Annotated in this window: 15 protein-coding genes; 9 read left to right on the top strand and 6 right to left on the bottom strand. The window is 71.4% G+C overall.

Translation table 11 applies throughout. The features are described from left to right. Positions 1-25: 25 nt before the first annotated feature. Complete coding sequence (locus ACP4IX_RS08430; RefSeq protein WP_426517634.1) at positions 26-1,753, bottom strand: glycoside hydrolase family 6 protein; 1,728 nt, start codon at positions 1,751-1,753, stop codon at positions 26-28. Positions 1,754-2,263: 510 nt separating this feature from the next. Here ACP4IX_RS08430 and ACP4IX_RS08425 point away from each other — a divergent pair. Together ACP4IX_RS08425 and ACP4IX_RS08420 are read left to right on the top strand one after the other, a co-directional pair. Beyond that, positions 2,264-5,185 carry a glycoside hydrolase family 48 protein gene (locus ACP4IX_RS08425; RefSeq protein ID WP_426517636.1) on the top strand — a complete coding sequence of 974 codons (2,922 nt, stop codon included), beginning with the start codon at positions 2,264-2,266 and terminating at the stop codon, positions 5,183-5,185. Positions 5,186-5,444: 259 nt separating this feature from the next. Beyond that, entirely contained in the window at positions 5,445-8,102 is a 2,658-nt protein-coding gene (locus tag ACP4IX_RS08420) for a cellulose binding domain-containing protein (protein WP_426555138.1), read from the top strand. Positions 8,103-8,207: 105 nt separating this feature from the next. Here the strand turns inward: ACP4IX_RS08420 and ACP4IX_RS08415 are convergent, their stop codons facing one another. From ACP4IX_RS08415 to ACP4IX_RS08400, 4 genes are all read right to left on the bottom strand, one after another. After that, positions 8,208-8,609: a hypothetical protein gene (locus ACP4IX_RS08415; RefSeq protein ID WP_426555137.1), complete on the bottom strand. Its 402-nt coding sequence runs from the start codon at positions 8,607-8,609 to the stop codon at positions 8,208-8,210. A 117-nt stretch (positions 8,610-8,726) separates the two neighbouring features. Then, a complete protein-coding gene (locus ACP4IX_RS08410; protein ID WP_426555136.1) occupies positions 8,727-10,601 on the bottom strand; it encodes a rhamnogalacturonan lyase in 1,875 nt (624 codons plus the stop codon). Between the two features lie 76 nt (positions 10,602-10,677). Further along, the gene (locus tag ACP4IX_RS08405) at positions 10,678-11,418 is read right to left on the bottom strand and encodes a class I SAM-dependent methyltransferase (RefSeq protein WP_426517644.1); all 741 of its coding nucleotides are present in this window, start codon (positions 11,416-11,418) and stop codon (positions 10,678-10,680) included. A 5-nt stretch (positions 11,419-11,423) separates the two neighbouring features. Next, positions 11,424-11,729, bottom strand: a complete 306-nt coding sequence (locus ACP4IX_RS08400) for a 4a-hydroxytetrahydrobiopterin dehydratase (RefSeq protein WP_426517646.1) — start codon at positions 11,727-11,729, stop codon at positions 11,424-11,426. Positions 11,730-11,850: 121 nt separating this feature from the next. Here ACP4IX_RS08400 and ACP4IX_RS08395 point away from each other — a divergent pair, with 121 nt between their 5' ends. Continuing rightward, complete coding sequence (locus ACP4IX_RS08395; protein ID WP_426517648.1) at positions 11,851-12,666, top strand: helix-turn-helix domain-containing protein; 816 nt, start codon at positions 11,851-11,853, stop codon at positions 12,664-12,666. Here ACP4IX_RS08395 and ACP4IX_RS08390 read toward each other — a convergent pair. Beyond that, entirely contained in the window at positions 12,648-13,073 is a 426-nt protein-coding gene (locus ACP4IX_RS08390) for a hypothetical protein (RefSeq protein ID WP_426517650.1), read from the bottom strand. The genes ACP4IX_RS08395 and ACP4IX_RS08390 overlap by 19 nt on opposite strands. Before the next feature lie 216 nt (positions 13,074-13,289). On the opposite strand from ACP4IX_RS08390, the gene ACP4IX_RS08385 reads away from it, so the two are divergent. The 6 genes from ACP4IX_RS08385 (at position 13,290) to narI (ending at position 21,714) form a co-directional block, all read left to right on the top strand. Then, positions 13,290-14,153: a helix-turn-helix domain-containing protein gene (locus ACP4IX_RS08385; protein WP_426517652.1), complete on the top strand. Its 864-nt coding sequence runs from the start codon at positions 13,290-13,292 to the stop codon at positions 14,151-14,153. A gap of 128 nt (positions 14,154-14,281) precedes the next feature. After that, entirely contained in the window at positions 14,282-15,097 is an 816-nt protein-coding gene (locus ACP4IX_RS08380; protein WP_426517654.1) for an SAM-dependent methyltransferase, read from the top strand. A 108-nt stretch (positions 15,098-15,205) separates the two neighbouring features. Continuing rightward, complete coding sequence (locus ACP4IX_RS08375; RefSeq protein ID WP_426517656.1) at positions 15,206-18,901, top strand: nitrate reductase subunit alpha; 3,696 nt, start codon at positions 15,206-15,208, stop codon at positions 18,899-18,901. After that, complete coding sequence (gene narH / locus ACP4IX_RS08370; protein WP_426555135.1) at positions 18,901-20,496, top strand: nitrate reductase subunit beta; 1,596 nt, start codon at positions 18,901-18,903, stop codon at positions 20,494-20,496. The genes ACP4IX_RS08375 and narH overlap by 1 nt, the downstream gene beginning before the upstream one ends. 4 nt (positions 20,497-20,500) lie before the next feature. Continuing rightward, positions 20,501-20,995 (top strand): nitrate reductase molybdenum cofactor assembly chaperone, encoded by a 495-nt coding sequence (gene narJ, locus ACP4IX_RS08365; protein WP_426517660.1) that lies wholly within the window; start codon positions 20,501-20,503, stop codon positions 20,993-20,995. After that, on the top strand, positions 20,992-21,714 hold the full coding sequence (gene narI, locus ACP4IX_RS08360; protein ID WP_426517662.1) for a respiratory nitrate reductase subunit gamma: 723 nt from the start codon (positions 20,992-20,994) through the stop codon (positions 21,712-21,714). Before narJ ends, narI begins: the two co-directional genes overlap by 4 nt. Positions 21,715-21,718 lie beyond the last annotated feature (4 nt).

Raw genomic sequence — 21,718 nt, 5'->3', positions numbered from 1 at the left:
CGGCGTCACCTACGCCGGAGCCCGCTCATGACAGGGGCGGGTAGGCGTTCTTCATCAGCTCCTGGAACTGCGCGGAGAACCAGGCCCCGGAGATCGGGGCGTCGGGCAGGGCACCCGACATGCTGTTGCCGTTGCGCGGGTTGCCCGTGTAGGTGGGGTCGCACATCCGGTCGAAGCCCTTGCCGTCCGGGTTCTCGATCAGCTTGCTGGAGCCGTCGGACTCGCCCGGGGGCTTCATCCACACGTACGCGTCGATCCCGTCGGCGGGGCTGGCCTGCGGGCGTTCACCGAGGCCGGCTCCGGACTGGTTGCACCAGTTGCCGGGGTGGATGCGGCGGTCGTAGCGTCCGCCGTCCACGTAGGTGTTCACGTCGGTCGTCGCGCCCGGTCCGGTGGGCCGGTCGGCGCCGCCCCAGCCGTTGCGGGAGGTGTCGATCAGCATGCCGAGGTTCTGGTCGAAGCCGAGCGAGACCAGCTTGTCGCGCATGGCCTGGGCGTAGGACAGCTCGTCGGTGTACTGGTTCCAGTCGACCCAGTCGGACTGGCGCACGGAGGTCCCGTTCACCGAGTCCGTGATCTTGAAGTTCTCCTCCTTCAGGGCGCTGTAGTTGGCGGTGTTGACGATGAAGCCGTGCACGTCGTCGAGGGTCGCCCCCTCGGTGGTGGCGGCGGTCTTGAAGATCTCGGCGGAGGGGCCGAAGTTGCTGTCCCAGCCGAGCCAGCCGTGGTGGCCGGCGTCGACGTAGTTGTAGACGTTGCCGGCGTCGGCGAGCTTGTTCAGGGCGTAGCCGACGCCCTTCTGGTAATTGCCGTTGGCCTTCATCACGTCGCAGTTCTCCGTGACGGTCGGCCGCCCGGAGACGTTGGTGATCAGGTTGGGCAGCGAGTCGATCTCGACCGTGGTGACGATCCGGAGGTCCGCGTACTTCGAGTCGGCGAGGATCTCGGCGATCGGGTCGATGTACTCGGTCTTGTACCGGTCGATCTCCGTCGGGCCCAGTTCACCGTTGGAGGCGAGGGCGGAGCAGTCGCGTCCCGGCAGGTTGTAGATGACCAGCTGGACCACCATCTCGCCGGAGCCCTTCTGCTCCAGCGCGGCATCCAGGTGGTCGCGCAGGCCCATGCCGCCGTTGGCGCCCTCGATGGCGGCGATCCGGTCGAGCCACACCCCGGTCGGCTGGTCGGCGATGCGGTCGCCGCCGGGCTCGGCGGCGGCGTTGGCCGACCACTCGGGGTTCACGTAGACGTTGGCGCCCTCGTAGGGGTTGTTCACCCGGTCGGAGGGGCCACCGGGGTCCGGCGGGTCGGTCGGGTCCGGGTCGGGCGATCCGCCGTCGTCGACGTTGCAGGTCACGCCGTTGAGGGTGAAGGTGGCCGGGATCGCGTTGCTGCCGCTGTAGGTGCCCTGGAAGCCGAAGCTCGCCGAACCGCCCGTGGACAGGGTGCCGTTGTAGGACTCGTTGGCCACGGTGACGGCGGCACCGCTCTGGCTGACCTTCGCGTTCCAGCTGTTGGTGACCTTCTGGTTGCCGGCGTACGTCCACCCCAGCGTCCAGCTGGAGGTGGCGGCGCCGTTGTTGGTGACGGTCACGGCGGCGGTGAAACCGCTGCCCCAGTCGTTCTGCACCTTGTAGTCGACGGCGCAGGGGACGGCCGCCGCGCCGGCGTTCGCGGACTGGGCGGCGAACGCCGTGCCGGTTGCCCCGGCGACCAGCGTCAGGGCAGCGAGCATCGCGGTTCTGCTTCGGGTCATGAGTGCGGGTTCCTTCTTTCGTGGGGGTGCGGGTGCTGTCGTACCGGGCCACGCGCCGACTGGGCGCGGCCCGCTGCCGAACGGCATGGGGGTGCCGTGATCGGAGGTCAGGAGCGGCCCGCGGGCGCGATGGGACCGCCCGGGGGAGGTGCGGGCCGGCACGCCGGCCGATGACGCGTGGGACAGGCCGCGAGCGCGGCTAAAAGTCCTGAACACGAGGGATGGAGCGGGGGGTGCCGCATGAGCGACTCCTTGCAGTTCGGGCGCGCCGTGACGAACGCGTCGACTGATGGAACCGCTCCCACTGGTGCCAGTGAAGGTAGCGCCAAGTGACGGTGAAGAACAGGGGAGTCACTGACTTTCTCTCAGCACCACCTGTCGAATGTTTTCGACTCTTCACACATCTTGACCGCCCCGCCCCCTCTCCTCACTATGGGAGCGCTCCCACTGGTTCAAGGCTTGTTGCTCCTCCCCCACACCCTCCCCGAGCTGCAAGGAGGAACCAGCACCATGCATCCCGGACGCAGACGCAGACGCCGCACCGCGCGGCGGTTGTGGACCACCGCACTCGCCGCTCTCGCACTCCCCCTCACGATGCTGAGCAGCGGTGCGACTCCCGCCCAGGCGGCGGCTCTCCAGTGCAGCGTGGACTACAGGACCAACGACTGGGGCTCCGGCTTCACCGCGGAGCTGACGCTCACCAACCGCGGCACCGACGCCATCGACGGCTGGACGCTGACGTACGACTACGCGGGCAACCAGAAGCTGACCAACGGCTGGAACGGCACCTGGTCCCAGTCGGGGCGAACGGTCACCGTGAAGAACGCCCCGTACAACGCGCGGATCGCCGCGGGTGCCGCCGTCTCCGCCGGCGGACAGTTCACGTACAGCGGCACCAACACCGCCCCGGCCGGCTTCGCGGTCAACGGCACCTCCTGCACCGGCGCGCACCAGCCGCCCATCACGGTACTGACCAGCCCGGAGGCGGGCGCGGTGTACTCGCAGGGCGAGGCGGTCCCGCTGGCGGCCACGGCGGCCGCCGCCGACGACGCCACGATCAGCAAGGTGGAGTTCTACGACGACACCACGCTGCTGGGCACCGACACCAGCTCGCCCTACACGCTCTCCGCCTCTGGCTTGACCGTGGGCAGTCATTCCCTGGTGGCGAAGGCGTACGACAGCATGGGCGCCTCCGCGAGCTCGACGCCGGTCGGCATCACGATCGCCTCGGGACCGGCCGTGGTGGCCACCCCCAGCCAACTGGGCGTTCAGCAGGGCGAGTCCGGGACGTACGAGGTCAAGCTGTCGAAACAACCGACCGCGAACGTCGCCGTGACGACGGCCCGCGCGAGCGGCAACACCGGTCTGACCGTCTCCGGCGGGGCGACCCTCACCTTCACCCCGGCGAACTGGGACACCGCCCAGCGGGTGACCATCGCGGCCGACGCCTCCGGCACCGGCTCGGCGGTCTTCGAGTCGACGGCCCCCGGCCACGGCAAGGCCACGGTCACCGTGACCCAGCTGGCCGCCGCGAAGGACTACGACGCCCGCTTCCTGGAGCTCTACGGGAAGATCACCGACCCGGCGAACGGCTACTTCTCCCCCGAGGGCGTTCCGTACCACTCGGTCGAGACCCTGATCGTCGAGGCCCCCGACCACGGGCACGAGACCACGTCCGAGGCGTACAGCTACCTGCTGTGGCTCCAGGCCATGTACGGCAAGGTGACCGGCGACTGGACGAGGTTCAACAACGCCTGGGAGATCATGGAGACGTACATGATCCCCACGCACGCCGACCAGCCGACCAACTCGGCCTACAACGCCTCGAAGCCGGCGACGTACGCGCCCGAGCTGGACACTCCGCAGGAGTACCCGGCGCCCCTGGACGGCACCGTCTCCGTCGGCCCGGACCCGATCGCCGCCGAGCTGAAGTCGGCGTACGGCACGGACGACGTGTACGGCATGCACTGGCTCCAGGACGTCGACAACACCTACGGCTACGGCAACTCGCCCGGCAAGTGCGAGGCGGGTCCGTCGGACACCGGCCCGTCGTACATCAACACCTTCCAGCGCGGCGCGCAGGAGTCGGTGTGGGAGACGGTGCCGCAGCCGACCTGCGACGCCTTCAAGTACGGCGGCGAGAACGGCTACCTGGACCTCTTCACCGGTGACGCGTCCTACGCGAAGCAGTGGAAGTTCACCAACGCCCCGGACGCCGACGCGCGGGCCGTGCAGGCCGCGTACTGGGCGGACAAGTGGGCCGAGGAGCAGGGCAAGGGCGACGAGATCGCCGGCACCCTCGACAAGGCCGCCAAGATGGGCGACTACCTGCGCTACGCCATGTTCGACAAGTACTTCAAGAAGGTCGGGAACTGCGTGGGTCCGACGAGTTGCCCCGCCGGCACCGGCAAGGACTCCTCGCACTACCTGCTGTCCTGGTACTACGCCTGGGGCGGCGCGGTGGACACCTCGGCGGGCTGGGCCTGGCGCATCGGCTCCAGCCACACCCACGGCGGCTACCAGAACCCGCTGGCCGCGTACGCGCTGAGCACCTACGACGACCTGAAGCCGAAGTCGGCGACGGGCGCGGCGGACTGGGCCAAGTCCCTCGACCGGCAGGTGGAGTTCTACCGCTGGCTGCAGTCCGACGAGGGCGCCATCGCGGGCGGCGCGACGAACAGCTGGGCGGGCCGGTACGCGACCCCGCCGGCCGGCACGCCGACCTTCTACGGCATGTACTACGACGAGAAGCCGGTGTACCACGACCCGCCGTCCAACCAGTGGTTCGGCTTCCAGGCGTGGTCCATGGAACGGGTCGCCGAGTACTACCAGCAGAGCGGCGACGCGCGGGCCAAGGAGGTCCTGGACAAGTGGGTCGACTGGGCGCTGTCGGAGACGACGGTCAACCCGGACGGCAGCTTCCTGATGCCCTCGACGCTGAAGTGGTCGGGGCAGCCGGACACCTGGAACGCGGCCTCCCCCGGTGACAACGCCTCCCTGCACGTCACGGTCGCGGACTACACCAACGACGTCGGCGTGGCGGCGGCCTACGCCAAGACGCTGACGTACTACGCCGACCGCTCGGGCGACACGGAGGCGGCGGCGACCGCGAAGGCGCTGCTGGACGGCATGTGGGAGAACAACCAGACGGCGCTCGGCATCGCCGTCCCGGAGACCCGCGCCGACTACAACCGCTTCGACGACCCGGTGCACGTCCCCAGCGGCTGGACCGGGACCATGCCGAACGGCGACACGATCGACGCGTCGTCGACCTTCTCCTCGATCCGCTCCTTCTACCAGGACGACCCCGCCTGGTCGAAGATCGAGAGCTATCTCGCGGGCGGTGCCGCGCCCACGTTCACGTACCACCGGTTCTGGGCGCAGGCGGACATAGCCCTCGCCATGGGTTCGTACGCGGAGCTACTCGAATAGCCCCCGCGAAGCGCTCCGCGGGGCGGGCGGTTGTTCGGCCGCGGGCCGTGCGTGGCCGGCCGTGCGGCTCCCCGCGTCCCTGAGGGGGCGCGGAGGGCACCACTTCCTCCCCCGAGCGCTTGACGGCTCCGCGTGCTCGGTCTCGTCACCGGACGACGGGACCATCCGACCGGGCGGCCCCTCACCCACGCCGAGGGCCGCCCGGTCCTCGCACGTTCGCCCTCCCCGAACGGTCCTTGCGAAAGGAAGACTCCCCACCGTGCGAAGAACCCGCATCCTCACGACTGTGCTCGCGCTGGCCGCCGGACTGCTCTCGGGCGCCCCCGCCGCACTGGCCGCCGAGGCACCGAAGGCGGCACTCACCGCCGACACCTACACCTGGAAGAACGCCCGCATCGACGGCGGTGGCTTCGTCCCCGGCATCGTCTTCAACCGCACCGAGAAGGACCTCGCCTACGCCCGCACCGACATCGGCGGTGTCTACCGCTGGCAGGAGTCGTCCCGGACCTGGACGCCGCTGCTCGACCACGTCGGCTGGGACGACTGGGGCCACACCGGCGTGGTCAGCGTGGCCTCCGACTCCGTCGACCCGGACCGGGTGTACGCGGCGGTCGGCACGTACACCAACGACTGGGACCCGGGCAACGGCGCGGTCCTGCGCTCCGCCGACCGGGGCGCCACCTGGAAGAAGGCCGACCTGCCCTTCAAGCTGGGCGGCAACATGCCGGGCCGCGGCATGGGCGAGCGCCTCGCGGTCGACCCGCACGACAACGACGTGCTGTACCTGGGCGCACCCAGCGGCAAGGGCCTGTGGCGGTCGACCGACGCGAGCGCGACCTGGGCCGAGGTGACGGCCTTCCCGAACCCCGGCGACTACGCGCAGGACCCGGGCGACACGAGCGGCTACGCCTCCGACAACCAGGGCATCGTCTGGGTGACGTTCGACGAGTCGACGGGCACCGCGGGTGCGCCGACCAAGACGGTCTACGTCGGGGTCGCCGACAAGGAGAACGCCGTCTACCGCTCGACGGACGCGGGGGCGACCTGGCAGCGGATCGCCGGCCAGCCCACCGGCTACCTGGCCCACAAGGGCGTACTGGACGCAGAGAACGGCTACCTCTACCTCGCCTACAGCGACACGGGCGGCCCGTACGACGGCGGCAAGGGCCGGCTGTACCGGTACGCGACGGCGACCGGCACCTGGACGGACATCAGCCCGGTCGCGGAGGCGGACACCTACTACGGCTTCAGCGGCCTGGCCGTCGACCGGCAGAACCCGGGGACGGTGATGGCGACGGCGTACAGCTCCTGGTGGCCGGACACGCAGATCTTCCGCTCCACGGACAGCGGCGGCACCTGGACGCAGGCGTGGAACTACACGTCGTACCCCACCCGGGAGAACCGGTACACGATGGACGTCTCGTCGTCCCCCTGGCTGACCTGGGGCGCGAATCCGTCGCCGCCCGAGGAGACACCGAAGCTGGGCTGGATGACGGAGGCGCTGGAGATCGACCCGTTCGACTCGGACCGGATGATGTACGGCACGGGCGCCACGATCTACGGCACCGAGGACCTCACGAACTGGGACGACGACGGCGGCAGGTTCACCATCGAACCCATGGTGCGCGGCCTGGAGGAGACGGCGGTGAACGACCTGGCCGCTCCCCCGTCGGGCGCTCCGCTGCTCAGCGCGCTGGGCGACATCGGCGGCTTCCGGCACACGAGCCTGACCGAGGTCCCGTCGATGATGTTCACCTCCCCGAACTTCACCTCCACCACGAGCCTGGACTTCGCGGAGGCGAACCCGGACACGGTCGTCCGGGCCGGCCATCTCGACGCGGGCCCGCACGTCGCGTTCTCCACGGACAACGGAGCCAGCTGGTTCGGCGGGACGGACCCCGCGGGGGTGAGCGGCGGCGGCACGGTCGCGGCGGGCGCGGACGGCAGCCGCTTCGTGTGGAGCCCGGAGGGCGCCGGCGTGCACTTCACGACGGGCTTCGGCACGTCCTGGCAGGCGTCGAGCGGCATCCCGGCCGGGGCGGTCGTGGAGTCCGACCGGGTCGACCCCAAGACCTTCTACGGCTTCAAGTCCGGCACGTTCTACGTCAGCACGGACGGCGGCGCGACCTTCACGCCGTCGGCGGCGACCGGCCTGCCCTCCGGTGACAGTGTCCGCTTCAAGGCGCTGCCGGGCGGGGAGGGCGACATCTGGCTGGCCGGCGGTGCGGCGGACGGCCCGTACGGCCTGTGGCACTCGACGGACGGCGGCGCCACCTTCACCAAGCTGTCCCACGTCGACGAGGCCGACACCATCGGCTTCGGGAAGGCCGCACCGGGCGCCTCCTACCAGACCCTGTTCACCAGCGCGGAGATCGGCGGCGTCCGCGGCATCTTCCGCTCCACCGACCAGGGCGCCACCTGGACCCGCGTCAACGACGACGCCCACCAGTGGGGCTGGACCGGCGCGGCCATCACCGGCGACCCGCGGGTGTACGGGCGGGTGTACGTGGCGACCAACGGGCGGGGCGTCGTCTACGGCGACACGGCCGGCGACGACGGTGGCGGGCCCGGCCCGGGTCCCGACCCGGGGCCGACCGGCGCGTGCGCGGTGACGTACACGATCACCAACCAGTGGTCCGGCGGCTTCCAGGCGGACGTCCGCCTCACCAACACCGGCAGCTCGCCCTGGAACGGCTGGGCCCTCGACTGGTCCTTCGCGAACGGCCAGAAGGTGACCCAGATGTGGAACGCCGAGCACACCCGGTCGGGCACGACGGTGACGGCCAGGAACACCGGCTGGAACGCCAACGTGCCGGCCGGCGCCTCGGTGGGCTTCGGCTTCACGGGCGAGTGGTCGGGCACGAACGCGAAACCGGCGTCGTTCACGGTGGGGGGCCGGGCCTGCTCGACCGGCTGACCGCCCGCCCGCGTCAGGTCACGCCGCCGAGGGGCGGCTGTGGCCTCCCCCGCACGACGGCCCCGAACCGGAAGGGTTCGGGGCCGTCGCCCTGCGAGGCGCCGGTCAGGCGACGACGTCGATGTACGTGGAGGGCCCGTAGCTGCCACCCTTGACCGGGGTGACGTACATACGGACGGACTTGCCCTCGGTGAGGTCGCCGCCCTTCCAGGGACTGCAGTAACCGGCCGTGTGGCCGCGGGTGTCGACACGCCGGTCGATGACACCGTCGTAGTTGTAGTCGAGGGCGGTCTCGATGCCCCAGCCGTCCGACTTGGTGTCGCAGGCCCTGATGGCGTCGCCGGGGATCGAACCGGACGGGTCCGCGTTCCAGGTGGCGCTTCCCGCACCGTTGGGGGCGTAGATGGTCACTGATCCCGCCCACGCCTGGCCCTGCAGGCCGACGGCCAGACCGATCGCGCAGGCACCGGTGACGAGTGCTCGGATCGCGGTTCTCCGGGTCTTCATGCTGCTTCCTCCCCTGGCCGGGGACCTCGCGCCCCTGGCATGCACGGAACAATATGCCACACCTTGATCAACTGCAGAAGTCCCGTCGGGCGCCTCAGTGGTGAGCCCCGCCGCAGGTCAGGGCGTGTACACCGTCGGCCTGGGCGCCGTCGCCATCCCGGCGCCGATGAAGAAGCTCGGGTGCGGGGGCTGGTTGTAGGCGGTGTTCTGCCAGGCCAGGGCCGTGCGGTACTGGGTGTCGTGGAGGAGGGTCGTGATCCTCCGGTCCGTGTCGTGCGGGGTGGAGTAGATGCGCAGGGCCGTGTTGCCGCTCGTACGCCAGACGACCTCCTCGCGCCAGTCCCCGAGGATGTCGCCGGCGAGGACCGGTGTGGCCTTCGTGCCGTTGTTGGAGGCGACGCCGGAGCCGGTGAGGAGGCGGGTGTCGCCGGAGGTGCCGTACTTGTCCACGCGGGTGCCGTCGAGGAGTTCGCGGACGGGGTCGCCGTCCCACCAGGACAGGAAGTTGGCGCTGGAGGGCTTGCGGCTGCTCACGACCGTGCCCTTCGGGTTGCGGATGCCGCTCTCGACCGACGACCAGGACTCGGCGCCCGCGCTGCCGGACCAGATGTCGGCGGAGACGCCCCGGCCGTTGTCGCCGTTCGCGCCGGTGGCCCAGATGACCTGGCCGGTGCGCGCGTCCGCCATCCACGAGGACGGCTTCGAGCCGTCCTCGTCGACCTTGAACTCCTCCAGGCCCGCACGGGACGGGTCCAGGTCGCCGACATGCATGGCGTCGCCGTGGCCGTTCCTCGTGGTCCACAGGGCATGGCCGTTGTCGTCGACGGCCATCGCCCCGTAGACGATCTCGTCCCTGCCGTCCCCGTCGACGTCGGCGACGGACAACTGGTGGTTGCCCTGGCCGTCGTAGCCCTTGCCCGCGTTGGTGGAGGAGTTGGTGTCGAAGGTCCAGCGGCGGGTGAACCGCCCGTCGCGCCAGTCCCAGGCGGCGATGACGGAGCGGGTGTAGTAGCCGCGCGCCATGATCAGGGAGGGGCGGGAGCCGTCCAGGTACGCCGTGCCCGCCAGGAACCGGTCGACGCGGTTGCCGTAGGAGTCGCCCCAGGACGAGACGTTGCCCCGGGCCGGGACGTAGTCGACGGTGCCCATGGCCCTGCCGGTCTGCCCGTGGAACATGGTCAGGTACTCGGGGCCGGACAGGATGTAGCCGGACCCGTTGCGGTGGTCGGCCGAGGAACTGCCGATGACCGCGCCGGTGCCGTCCCGCGTGCCGTCGGCGGTCTTCATCGCCACCTCGGCCCTGCCGTCGCCGTCGTAGTCGTACACCTGGAACTGCGTGTAATGGGCGCCCGAGCGGATGTTGCGGCCCAGGTCGACGCGCCACAGGCGGGTGCCGTCGAGCTTGACGCCGTCGACGATCGTGTTGCCCGTGTAGCCGGACTGCGAGTTGTCCTTGGCGTTGGTCGGCTGCCACTTGAGGACGAGGTCCGGCGCGCCGTCGCCGTCGAGGTCGCCGACGGAGGCGTCGTTGGCCTCATAGGTGTAGGAGACGCCGTCGGGTGTGGTGCCGCCGGCCGGTGGGCTGATGGGGACGTCCTTGTAGCCGGCCCGGAACTGGATCGCGTGGACCGAGTCGCCCTGCTCCGTGCCGTTCACGACCGCGCGGACGGTGTAGTCGGCGTGGGAGGGGGCGCCCGAGTGGAAGTAGGTGGTGGAGCCGGTGACCGGACTGGAGTTGACCTTCGTGCCGGCCCGGTAGACGTTGAACGAGACGTTGTCCGGGTCGGTGCCCAGCCAGCGCCAGCTGACCAGGTTGCCGTCACCGGTGTGGACGCTGACCACGCCCCGGTCGAGGGCCTCGACCTGCCGGGCCGTGGCGGCCTCGGCGGTGTCGGCGGTGAGCGTCGTCAGACCCGCGCCGACGAGCCCGGTGGCGGCGAGGGCCGCGGCCAGGACGAACGGGCGTCTGCGGTACGTGCGGGAGTGCCTCACGGGACGGACCTCCTTGAGGACGGATGGGTTCCGCCTCTCAGTCGCCGCCGGGAGCCGCCGGGTTGCCGCACCCGGCCTACGGTTTCGCGAACGCCCTCAGGGTGAAGACCGGGTCGGGGCGCGGCCGGTCCTGGTCGGGGAGGGCCGCCAGCCGGGCGGCGAAACGATCCGCGCGCGGATCGCCCGGCGGCAGCGTGACGAACCAGCCGCGCCGCAGGTCGGCGACCGTGCGACGGGGGCTGCGGCCCTGGCCGTGGCCGGTGAAGCGGGCCCGGCCCGCCGGTGTCAGGCCGTGTGCGCGGGCGTACGACTCGACGAGGTCCGCGGCGTCGTGGGCGGTGCTGGGCGGGCGGGAGGCGAGCACGGTGTCGATGTCGCTGCCCACGTTGTGCGAGGCGCCCTTGTCGACCGTCGTCACGTACACCCCGCCGGGCCGCAGGACGCGGGCGCACTCGCCGACGATCGCCCGCGCGTTCCCGGCGCTGCCGGCGAGGTGCAGCAGCCACACACTGCTGACGGCGTCGAACTCCCCGTCCCGGAAGGGCAGCCGACGGCTGTCGGCCAGTACGACGGCGCCGGGCAGCCGGGCGGCGGCGTACCGGGCCATGGCGGGGGTGAGGTCGGCGCCGGTCACCCGCATGCCCTCGCGTCCGGCGGCGAGGCGCCGGGTGACGATGCCGGTGCCGCAGGCGACGTCGAGCAGGCTGCGCGCCTGCCGCGGTACGAGGCTCAGTACGGCCTGTGCGGCGGCCTCGGCGCGGGGCTCGCCGCCGCGGGAGACGTCGTACCGTTCCGCTTCCTTGTCGTAGTCGAGCACGTCCGTCAGTGTGCCGCATGGCCGGCGGCCAGGTCCTCCACCCTGCGGGCGAGCTCGACGTCCTTCTCGGTGACGGCGCCGCCCGCACTGTGGGTGTGCACGGCCAGGGAGACCGTGTTGTAGCCGAGGGTCAGGTCGCTGTGGTGGTCGAGTTCCTCCTGCACCTGGGCGATGTGGACGACCATCGCGGTCGCCGCGAAGTGCGAGCCGAGCCGGTAGGAACGGGTGAGGCGGCCGGCGTCCAGGGACCAGCCCGGCAGTTCGGCCAGCCTCTCCTCGATCTCCTTCTGCGACAGCGGTTCGACGGACATGGGCTGCGCTCCTCTCCTCGGCGGCGGCACCCCTTCAGCCTGCCACAGGATCGCCGCGCGAGCCCTGGTCAGGAGCGTCGGCAGGTCCCGGTGCGGGCCGCCGTCGGCTACCGTTCGGCGTATGACCGCACTCATGTCCGGTACCGCCTCCACCGCCCAGGGCGTGGGCCCCCTGCTGCGGGCCTGGCGGGAGCAGCGGCGGATCAGTCAGCTGGAGCTGGCCCTGCGCGCCGACTCCTCCGCCCGGCACATCAGCTTCGTCGAGACGGGCCGCTCCCGGCCGAGCGCGGAGATGGTGCTGCGGCTCGCCGAGCACCTGGACGTCCCCGTGCGGGAGCGCAACGCGCTGCTGCTCGCGGCCGGTTACGCCCCGCACTACCCGGAGACCCCGCTGGACGATCCGGCGATGGACGCCCTGCGCGAGGGCATGGAGCGGCTGATCCGGGGCTACGAGCCCTATCCCGCGCTGGTCGTCGACGCGACGTACCAGGTACTGGCCGCCAACCGGGGCATCCTGATGCTGATGGACGGCGTGGCGGAGCACCTGCTCGAGCCGCCGCTGAACGCGATGCGGCTGACCCTGCACCCGGAGGGCCTGGCGCCGCGCATCCGCAACCTGCGCGAGTGGCGCGGGCATCTGCTGGAGCAGATGCGGGGGCAGATCGCCCTGCGCCGCTCGGAGCCGCTGCGGGCGCTGTACGAGGAAATGGCGGCGTATCCGGTGCCGGACACGGCGGCGGGGGCGGCGCCGGCCGTGACGGTGCCGTGCTTCGCACTGCCCATGCAGCTCGAACACGAGGGTCACGTCCTGTCGCTCATCTCGTCCATCTCCACCTTCAACACGCCGATGGACGTGACCGTCGCCGAGCTGGCCATCGAGACGTTGCTCCCGGCCGACCCGGCGACGGTGAAGTACCTTCACACGCTGCTTTCCTGACGCTGCCTCAGCGCGGCGTACTGCAGCAGCGCGAAGCCCGCGACGGCGAGCGCCTGGAGCACCGTCCACACCGCACCGGCCGTGGTGGGCGTGAGCCAGAGGGCGAGGGCGGCGAGACTGACCGCCGACCACGCGAGGTTGGCCTCGACCACGGCCCGCACGGCGAGCGCCGCGGGCCGCCGGCGGGCGGCCACCAGGGCCACACCGGCGGCGTACACCACGAGGAACGCGCCGAGGCCGAGCAGCAGCCCGGAGCCCGCACCGAGGAAGCGGCCCAGGGGCTCCGGGAACGCGAGGCAGGCGACCGCGTTGGCGCCCACCGTCACCGCGTCCAGCACCAGGAAGCGGCGCAGCATCAGCTGCGGTCCGGCGGTGCGGGCGAGTGCGGCCAGCTGGTTCGTGGACATGACGAGTCACCCTCCGTCGGGGTCGGACACGGCCGCGGGGCCGGGTTCCGGGCCGGAGTGCGCCGGCCCGGAACCCGGTGACTCCACGATCGCGTCCGGGCCCCGCCGGGTCGATGACCCGGCAGGTAATGATGTTGGTCCCCGCCCACCCCTGTGAGACCGACGGGGGAACGTGGCACACTGCGGGCAGACTTGGGCGCGTTGGGGAGGCGTGGCGTGAGTGAGCGGCGGGCCGCACCCACCGTGGGCCAGGTGGTCCTCGGCAGACGGCTGCAGGAACTCCGGGAGGCGGCGGGCCTCAAGCGCGAGGAGGCCGCCAAGGTGCTCCGGGTGGCCCCGGCGACCGTGCGGCGCATGGAAACGGCCGAGGTCGCCCTGAAGGTTCCGTACATCCAGATCCTGCTGACGGCGTACGGCGTGCCCGAGGGCGAGGTGTCGGCGTTCGTCGCGCTGGCCGAGGACGCGAACCGGCCGGGCTGGTGGCAGCGGTACCACGACGTGCTGCCGGACTGGTTCAGCATGTACGTGAGCCTGGAGGGTGCCGCGCGGATCGTCCGTTCCTACGAGCCGCACTTCGTCCCGGGGCTGCTGCAGACCGAGGACTACGCGCGCTCGGTGCTGGAGGCCGGGACGATCGGGAGCGCGGGCCGGGACGCGGTGGAGCGGCACGTGTCCCTGCGCATGGAGCGGCAGCGGCTGCTGGACGGCGCGGACGCGCCCCACCTGTGGGTGGTGATGGACGAGACGGTGCTGCGGCGCCCGGTGAGCGCCGACGGCCGGGTGATGCGCGACCAGCTGGACAGGCTGCTGGAGTTCTCGGCCCGGGACCGGGTGACGCTCCAGGTCGCCGAGTTCGCGGACGGGCCGCACCCCGGAACGTACGCGCCGTTCACGCTCTTCCGGTTCGCGGAGCCGGAGCTGCCGGACATGGTCTTCACCGAGTACCTGACCGGTGCGCTGTACCTGGACTCCCGCGCGGAGGTCTCCGCGCATCTGGAGGTGCTGGACCACATGACGGCGCGTGCCGCCTCGAACCAGCGCACCGAGAAGCTCCTGCGCGAGTACCGCGAGGCCTTCTGACCCGGCGCCCCGGCACACCGGCCCCCACCCCGTCCCGAACACCCCGTCCCGAACACCCGCGTCCGAACGCACCGGGCCCGAACAGCCCGGGCCCGACCACCCACCAGGCTCCGAGGAGACGAGAGCGCATGACCGGATCCGACGCCATCCCCGCTCCCATCGACACCAGTCGGCCGCATCCGGCCCGCGTCTACGACTGGTGGCTGGGCGGCAAGGACAACTACCCGGTGGACGAGGAGCTGGCCCGCAAGATCCTCGCCGCGGACAGCACGGCGGTCCGCGGGGCGCGGGCCAACCGCCGGTTCATGCACCGCGCCGTCCGTACCCTCGCCGAGGCCGGGATCCGCCAGTTCCTGGACATCGGCACCGGCATCCCCACCGAGCCGAACCTGCACCAGGTGGCCCAGGCGGTGGCGCCCGAGGCGCGCGTCGTCTACGCCGACAACGACCCGATCGTCCTGCGGCACGCCGAGGCACTGCTGCACGGCTCGGCGGAGGGATCCACCGAGTACGTCCACGCGGACGTCCGGGATCCCGACACGATCCTGCGGCTGGCGGGCGAGTCCCTGGACTTCGGCCGGCCGGTCGCCCTGTCGCTGGTGGCCCTGACCCACTACCTCGGCGACGCGGTCGACGGCGACGACGTGCACGGTCTGCTGAAGCGGTACGTCGACGCCCTCGCCCCGGGCAGCTACCTGGTCCTCTCCCAGGTCACACCCGATCTGAACCCCGAGGCGGTGGGCCGGGCCGCCGGTCTGTTCGCCCGCAGCGGCACGCCGTTCTACCCGCGCTCCCTCACCGAGTTCTCGCGTTTCTTCGACGGCCTGGAGCTGCTGGGGCCCGGCACCATCCCGGTCACCGGGTGGCGGCCGGACCCGGAGGACGTGGCGGCGCAGGCGGAGGGCATCGTGCCGGTGTACGCGGGGGTGGCCCGCAAGGCCTGACCCGGACGCCGTGCCGCCCGCCTGACCCGTACGGGCCCCGCGAACAGGTGCGCTCCCGCGCCCGCCCCTAGGTTCGGACCCAGGGCCTGGGCGAGCAAGGGAGCGCACGTGACCGACACGCGGACACCGCCCACCGAACCGGGCGCGGCGCTGCTGCGGGCGGGGCGGTTCTTCCGGCCGGGTACGGCAGCCCCCGACCTGCACAGCATCGGGCTGGTCGGCGGCCGGGAGTCGGACGCCTTCTACCGCGACCGGTGGAGCCACGACAAGGTGGTGACCTCCACGCACGGCGTGAACTGCACCGGTTCCTGCCGCTGGAACGTGTTCGTCAAGGACGGCATCATCACCTGGGAGACCCAGGCGACGGACTATCCGTCGGTCGGCCCGGACCGTCCCGAGTACGAGCCCCGCGGCTGCCCCCGGGGCGCGGCCTTCTCCTGGTACACGTACTCGCCGACCCGCGTGCGCTACCCGTACGTGCGCGGGGTGCTGCTGGAGATGTACCGGGAGGCGAAGGCGCGGCTGCCGGACCCGGTGCTGGCCTGGGCGGACATCCAGGGCGACCCGGAGCGGCGGCGGCGCTACCAGCGGGCGCGCGGCAAGGGCGGTCTCGTCCGGGCGACCTGGGACGAGGCGGTCGAGATGGTCGCCGCGGCCCACGTCCACACCATCCGCACCCAGGGCCCCGACCGCATCGCGGGCTTCTCGCCCATCCCGGCGATGTCGATGGTGTCGCACGCGGCGGGCGCCCGCTTCCACTCGCTCATCGGCGCGCCGATGCTGTCGTTCTACGACTGGTACGCCGACCTGCCCGTGGCCTCTCCGCAGGTCTTCGGGGACCAGACGGACGTGCCGGAGTCGGGTGACTGGTGGGACGCGGCATATCTGATCATGTGGGGTTCGAACGTCCCGGTGACCCGCACGCCGGACGCCCACTGGATGGCGGAGGCCCGCTACCGGGGCCAGAAGGTCGTGGTCGTCTCCCCCGACTACGCCGACAACACCAAGTTCGCCGACCAGTGGCTGCACCCGCACCCGGGGACCGACGCCGCACTGGCCCTGGCGATGGGGCACGTGGTCCTCAAGGAGTTCTTCGTCGACCGCGTCACCCCCTTCTTCGAGGACTACGTACGGCGCTTCACCGACCTGCCGTTCCTGGTGACGCTGACCGAGCGGGACGGGGCGCACGTCCCGGCGAAGTTCCTGCGCGCTGCCGACCTGGGGCAGGAGGGCGAGGACGCCCGCTGGAAGACGGTCGTCCTGGACGAGGCGACGGGCCGCGCGGTCGTCCCGAACGGCTCGCTGGGCTTCCGCTGGAACGAGGCGGACCAGGGCCGGTGGAACCTCGACCTGGGCGACGTACGCCCCCGGCTGAGCCTGCACGGCCATGCGATGGCGTCGGGCGTGGAGGTGCTGCTCCCCCGCTTCGACACCGAGGGCGGCGCGCACGCGCAGGGCCGCGGTGAGGTGGTCCGCCGGGGTGTACCGGCGACGCGGCTGGGCGGGGCGAACGGGCCGCTGGTGACCACGGTGTTCGACCTGCTGCTGGCGCAGTACGGCGTGGCGCGTGAGGGGGTGCCGGGTGACTGGCCGGCGTCGTACGAGGACGCTGCCGCGCCCGGCACCCCGGCCTGGCAGGAGACCCACACGTCGGTGCCGGCGGCGGCCTGCGTGCGGATCGCCCGGGAGTTCGCGCGGACCGCCGAGCGCTCCGAGGGGCGCTGCATGATCCTGATGGGCGCGGGCACCAACCACTGGTTCCACTCCGAGACGATCTACCGGGCCTTCCTCGCCCTGCTCCAGCTGACCGGCTGCCAGGGCCGCAACGGCGGCGGCTGGGCGCACTACGTCGGCCAGGAGAAGTGCCGGCCGGTGACCGGGTGGGCGTCGCTGGCCGCCGCGTCGGACTGGTCGCGCCCGCCCCGCCAGATGATCGGCACCGCGTACTGGTTCCTCCACACCGACCAGTGGCGCTACGACCGGTTCGGCGCCGACGTGCTGGCCTCGCCGCTGGGCGAGGGGCGGCTGGCGGGCATGACCGGCGCGGACTGCCTGGCGCTGTCGGCGCGGACGGGATGGATGCCGTCGTATCCGACCTTCGACCGGAACCCGCTGGAGCTGGGCGAGGCGTTCGGCGACCCGGTGGCGAGGGCGGTGGCCGAACTGCGGGCGGGCACCTTGAAGTTCGCCTGCGAGGACCCGGACGCGCCGGAGAACTGGCCGCGGATCCTGACCCTGTGGCGGGCCAATCTGCTCGGCTCCTCCGCGAAGGGCGCCGAGTACTTCACCAAGCACCTGCTGGGCACGCACTCGTCGCTGCGCGCCGAGCAGGCCGCCCCGCACGAACGCCCACGGGACGTGGTGTGGCACGAGGAGGCACCCGAGGGGAAGCTCGACCTGCTGCTGTCGCTGGACTTCCGGCACACTTCCTCCACGCTGCTGTCCGACGTGGTGCTGCCCGCCGCGACCTGGTACGAGAAGCACGACCTGTCCAGCACGGACATGCATCCCTACGTGCACGCCTTCTCCCCGGCGGTGGACCCGCCGTGGCAGACGCGTACCGACTTCGACACCTTCAAGACGCTCGCGGAGAAGCTGAGCGAGCTGGCCGCCGGCCACCTCGGGGTGCGCAAGGACCTCGTGGCGGCGCCCCTGCAGCACGACACCCCGGGCGAGATCGCCCAGCCGGGCGGGGTCGTACGGGACTGGCGGCGCGGGGAGTGCGATCCGGAGCCCGGGAAGACCATGCCGGACCTCGTCGTCGTGGAGCGGGACTACACGGCGATCGGCGCGAAGTTCGCGGCGCTGGGCCCGCTGGTGGAGACCAAGGGCCTGCCGGCCAAGGGCATCACCCTGAAGCCGGACGAGGAGGTCGACCGGCTGCGGCACATGAACGGCGCGGTGCGCGGCGGCCCGGCCGACGGACGTCCGGCGCTGGACACGGCGGTCAAGGCCGCCAACACCATCCTGGCGCTCTCCGGCACGACCAACGGGCGCCTGGCCACCCAGGGATTCCACACGCTGGAGGCGAAGACCGGGCAGAGGATGGCCCACCTGTCCGCCGAGCACGAGGGAAAACGGATCACGTACGCGGACACCCAGGCGGCACCCGTGCCGGTGATCACCTCGCCGGAGTGGTCGGGCAGCGAGGCCGGCGGGCGCCGCTACACGGCGTTCACGCTGAACACCGAGCACCTCAAGCCCTGGCACACCCTCACCGGCCGGCAGCACTTCTTCCTCGACCACGACTGGATGCACGAGCTGGGCGAGGCCCTGCCGGTGTACCGGCCGCCGCTGGACATGAGCCGGCTGTTCGGCGAACCGCGGCTCGGCCCGGACGGGCACCGGGAGGTGACGGTCCGCTACCTCACCCCGCACAACAAGTGGTCCATCCACTCCGAGTACCAGGACAACCTGTTCATGCTGGCGCTGTCCCGGGGCGGCCAGACCCTCTGGATGTCGGCGCGGGACGCGGAGGCGATCGGCGTGTCCGACGACGACTGGATCGAGGCGGTCAACCGCAACGGCGTGGTGGTGGCCCGCGCGATCGTCTCGCACCGCATGCCGCCGGGCACGGTCTACATGCACCACGCGCAGGAACGCACGGTCAACGTGCCGCTCGCGGAGACCACCGGCAAGCGCGGCGGCATCCACAACTCCCTCACCCGTCTGATCCTCAAACCGACCCATCTCATCGGCGGCTACGCCCAGTTGTCCTGGGCGTTCAACTACCTCGGCCCGACGGGAAACCAGCGTGACGAGGTGACGGTGATCCGCCGCCGCGGCCAGGAGGTCGAGTACTGATGCGCCCGATGGCCCAGGTCGCCATGGTCATGAACCTCGACAAGTGCATCGGCTGCCACACCTGCTCGGTCACCTGCAAGCAGGCGTGGACCAACCGGCGCGGCATGGAGTACGTCTGGTTCAACAACGTCGAGACCCGCCCCGGCCAGGGCTACCCCCGCCGCTACGAGGACCAGGAGCAGTGGAAGGGCGGCTGGGAGCTGAACCGGCGCGGCGCGCTGAAGCTGAAGGCGGGCGGCCGGTTCAGGAAGCTCGCCGGGATCTTCTCCAACCCGAGGCTCCCGGAGATCAAGGACTACTACGAGCCCTGGACCTACGACTACAAGAACCTCACCGACGCCCCGCTCGGCGGCGACTACCCGGTCGCCCGGCCCGTCTCGCAGCTCGACGGCAAGCCGATGAAGATCGGCTGGTCCTCGAACTGGGACGACAACCTGGGCGGCGCCCCCGCCTACGGCGACCTCGACCCGATGGTGGAGCGGACGCGCCAACAGGCCTCGGAGAAGGTGCGGTTCGCGTACGAAGAGACGTTCATGTTCTACCTGCCGCGCATCTGCGAGCACTGCCTCAACCCGTCGTGCGTGGCGTCGTGCCCGTCCGGGGCGATGTACAAGCGGTCGGAGGACGGCATCGTCCTCGTCGACCAGGACCGCTGCCGCGGCTGGCGGATGTGCGTGACCGGATGCCCGTACAAGAAGGTGTACTTCAACCACCGCACCGGCAAGGCCGAGAAGTGCACCTTCTGCTATCCGCGCATCGAGATCGGACAGCCGACGGTCTGCTCGGAGACCTGCGTCGGCCGGCTCCGGTACCTGGGCGTGGTGCTGTACGACGCCGACAAGGTGACCGAGGCGGCCTCCACGCCGGACGAGCAGGGCCTGTACGAGGCCCAGTTGGGCGTCTTCCTCGACCCCGAGGACCCCGCGGTGCGGCGGGCCGCGGAGGAGGCGGGCATCCCGTTCGACTGGATCGAGGCGGCCCGGCGCTCCCCCGTGCACGCGCTGGTGAGCAAGTACCGCGTAGCGCTGCCCCTGCACCCGGAGTACCGCACCATGCCGATGGTCTGGTACATTCCGCCGCTGTCACCGGTGGTGGACGCGCTGACGGAGACGGGGCACGACGGCGAGGACCCGGACAACCTCTTCGGCGCGATCGACACGCTCCGCATCCCCCTGGAGTACCTGGCGGAGCTGTTCACGGCGGGCGACACCGGCCCCGTGCGCGCATCGCTGGAGAAGCTGGCGGCGATGCGCTCCCACATGCGGTCGGTCAACCTCGGCGAGGACCCCGACCCCGGTGTCTGCGCGAGCGTCGGCATGCGCCCGCGGGACGTCGAGGAGATGTACCGGCTGCTGGCGATCGCCAAGTACGAGGAGCGGTACGTGATCCCGACGGCGGCCGTCGGGGACGCGCACCGGCTCGAGGCGTCGGCGCTGCCGGACACGTGCAGCCTCGACACCGACGGCGGCCCGGGGATGGGCGGGGACGGGCCGTTCGGCCAGGACTCGGGACGCAGGCGGCTGCCGCTGGTGCCCGTGGAGAACTTCCACATCCTGCGCCGGCGGCAGACCGCGGACGACGAGAGGGAGGTCTGATCCGATGCCCGGCTTCGAGGTGCTGTACCAGGCGGCGGCGCTCTGTCTGACGTATCCCGACGACGACTTCCGCGCCCGGCTGCCGCTGCTGCGCGAGGCCGCGCCGCAACTGCGCGCCTTCACCGACCACGCGGCCGTGACCCCGCAGGGCGAACTGCAGGCGCACTACGTGGAGGTCTTCGACTTCAAGAACCGGCACAGCCTGTACCTGAGCTGGTGGACCGACGGCGACACCCGCAACCGCGGGATGTCCCTGGTCCGGTTCAAGGAGCTGTACCGCGCCCACGGACTGGAGTTCACGGACGAGGAACTGCCGGACTTCCTGCCCGCCGTCCTGGAGTTCGCCTCCCGCACCGGGGACATCGGCATGCTCACCGAGCACCGCGACGCCCTGGACCAGCTCCGCTCCCGGCTCACCGCCTTCGGCACGCCCTACGCCTGCGTCCTGGACGCCGTGTGCGCCACCCTGCCGCCCGCACCCACCGGAGCCCGCCCGTGACCGTCTTCCTCTGGGGCGTGCTGCCCTACGCCGCGTTCGTCCTGCTGATCGCCGGCCTGGTGTGGCGCCACCGCTACGACCGGTTCGGCTGGACGACGCGTTCCTCGCAGGTCTACGAGTCGAAGCTGCTGAACATCGCCTCGCCGGTGTTCCACTACGGCATCCTGTTCGTGCTCGTCGGCCATCTCGTCGGGCTGTTCGTTCCCGAATCGTGGACGGACGCGCTGGGCGTGAGCGAGCACGCGTACCACCTGCTGTCGCTGTACGGCGGCACGGCGGCCGGGGTACTGGCGGTCGCCGGCATCCTGCTCCTGATCTACCGGCGGCGCACCAACGCGCCCGTCTTCCGGGCGACGACCGCCAACGACAAGGGCATGTACGTCTTCCTGCTCGGCGCGATCGTGCTGGGCATGGTCGCCAAGCTCGCGCACTCCTCCGGCACCGGCTACGACTACCGGCACACCATCGCGCCCTGGTCGCGCAGCCTGTTCACCCTCCAGCCGAAGACGGAGCTGATGGTGGGGGTGCCGGTGCTGTACCAGGTGCACGCGGTGATCGGGATGGTGCTGATCGCCCTGGTGCCCTACACCCGGCTCGTGCACATGTTCAGCGCGCCGGTGCAGTACCTGGTCCGGCCCTACGTGGTCTACCGGTCGCGCGACCCCAGACAGCTGGGGCCGCGCCCGGACCGGCGGGGCTGGGAGCGCGCGGGCTCCTAGCCGG

This window comes from Streptomyces sp. WG5 (assembly GCF_049974565.1).
Lineage (GTDB): Bacteria > Actinomycetota > Actinomycetes > Streptomycetales > Streptomycetaceae > Streptomyces.
The sequence above is the reverse complement of the archived record's forward strand: the minus strand, read 5'-3'. Positions and strand labels throughout refer to the sequence as shown.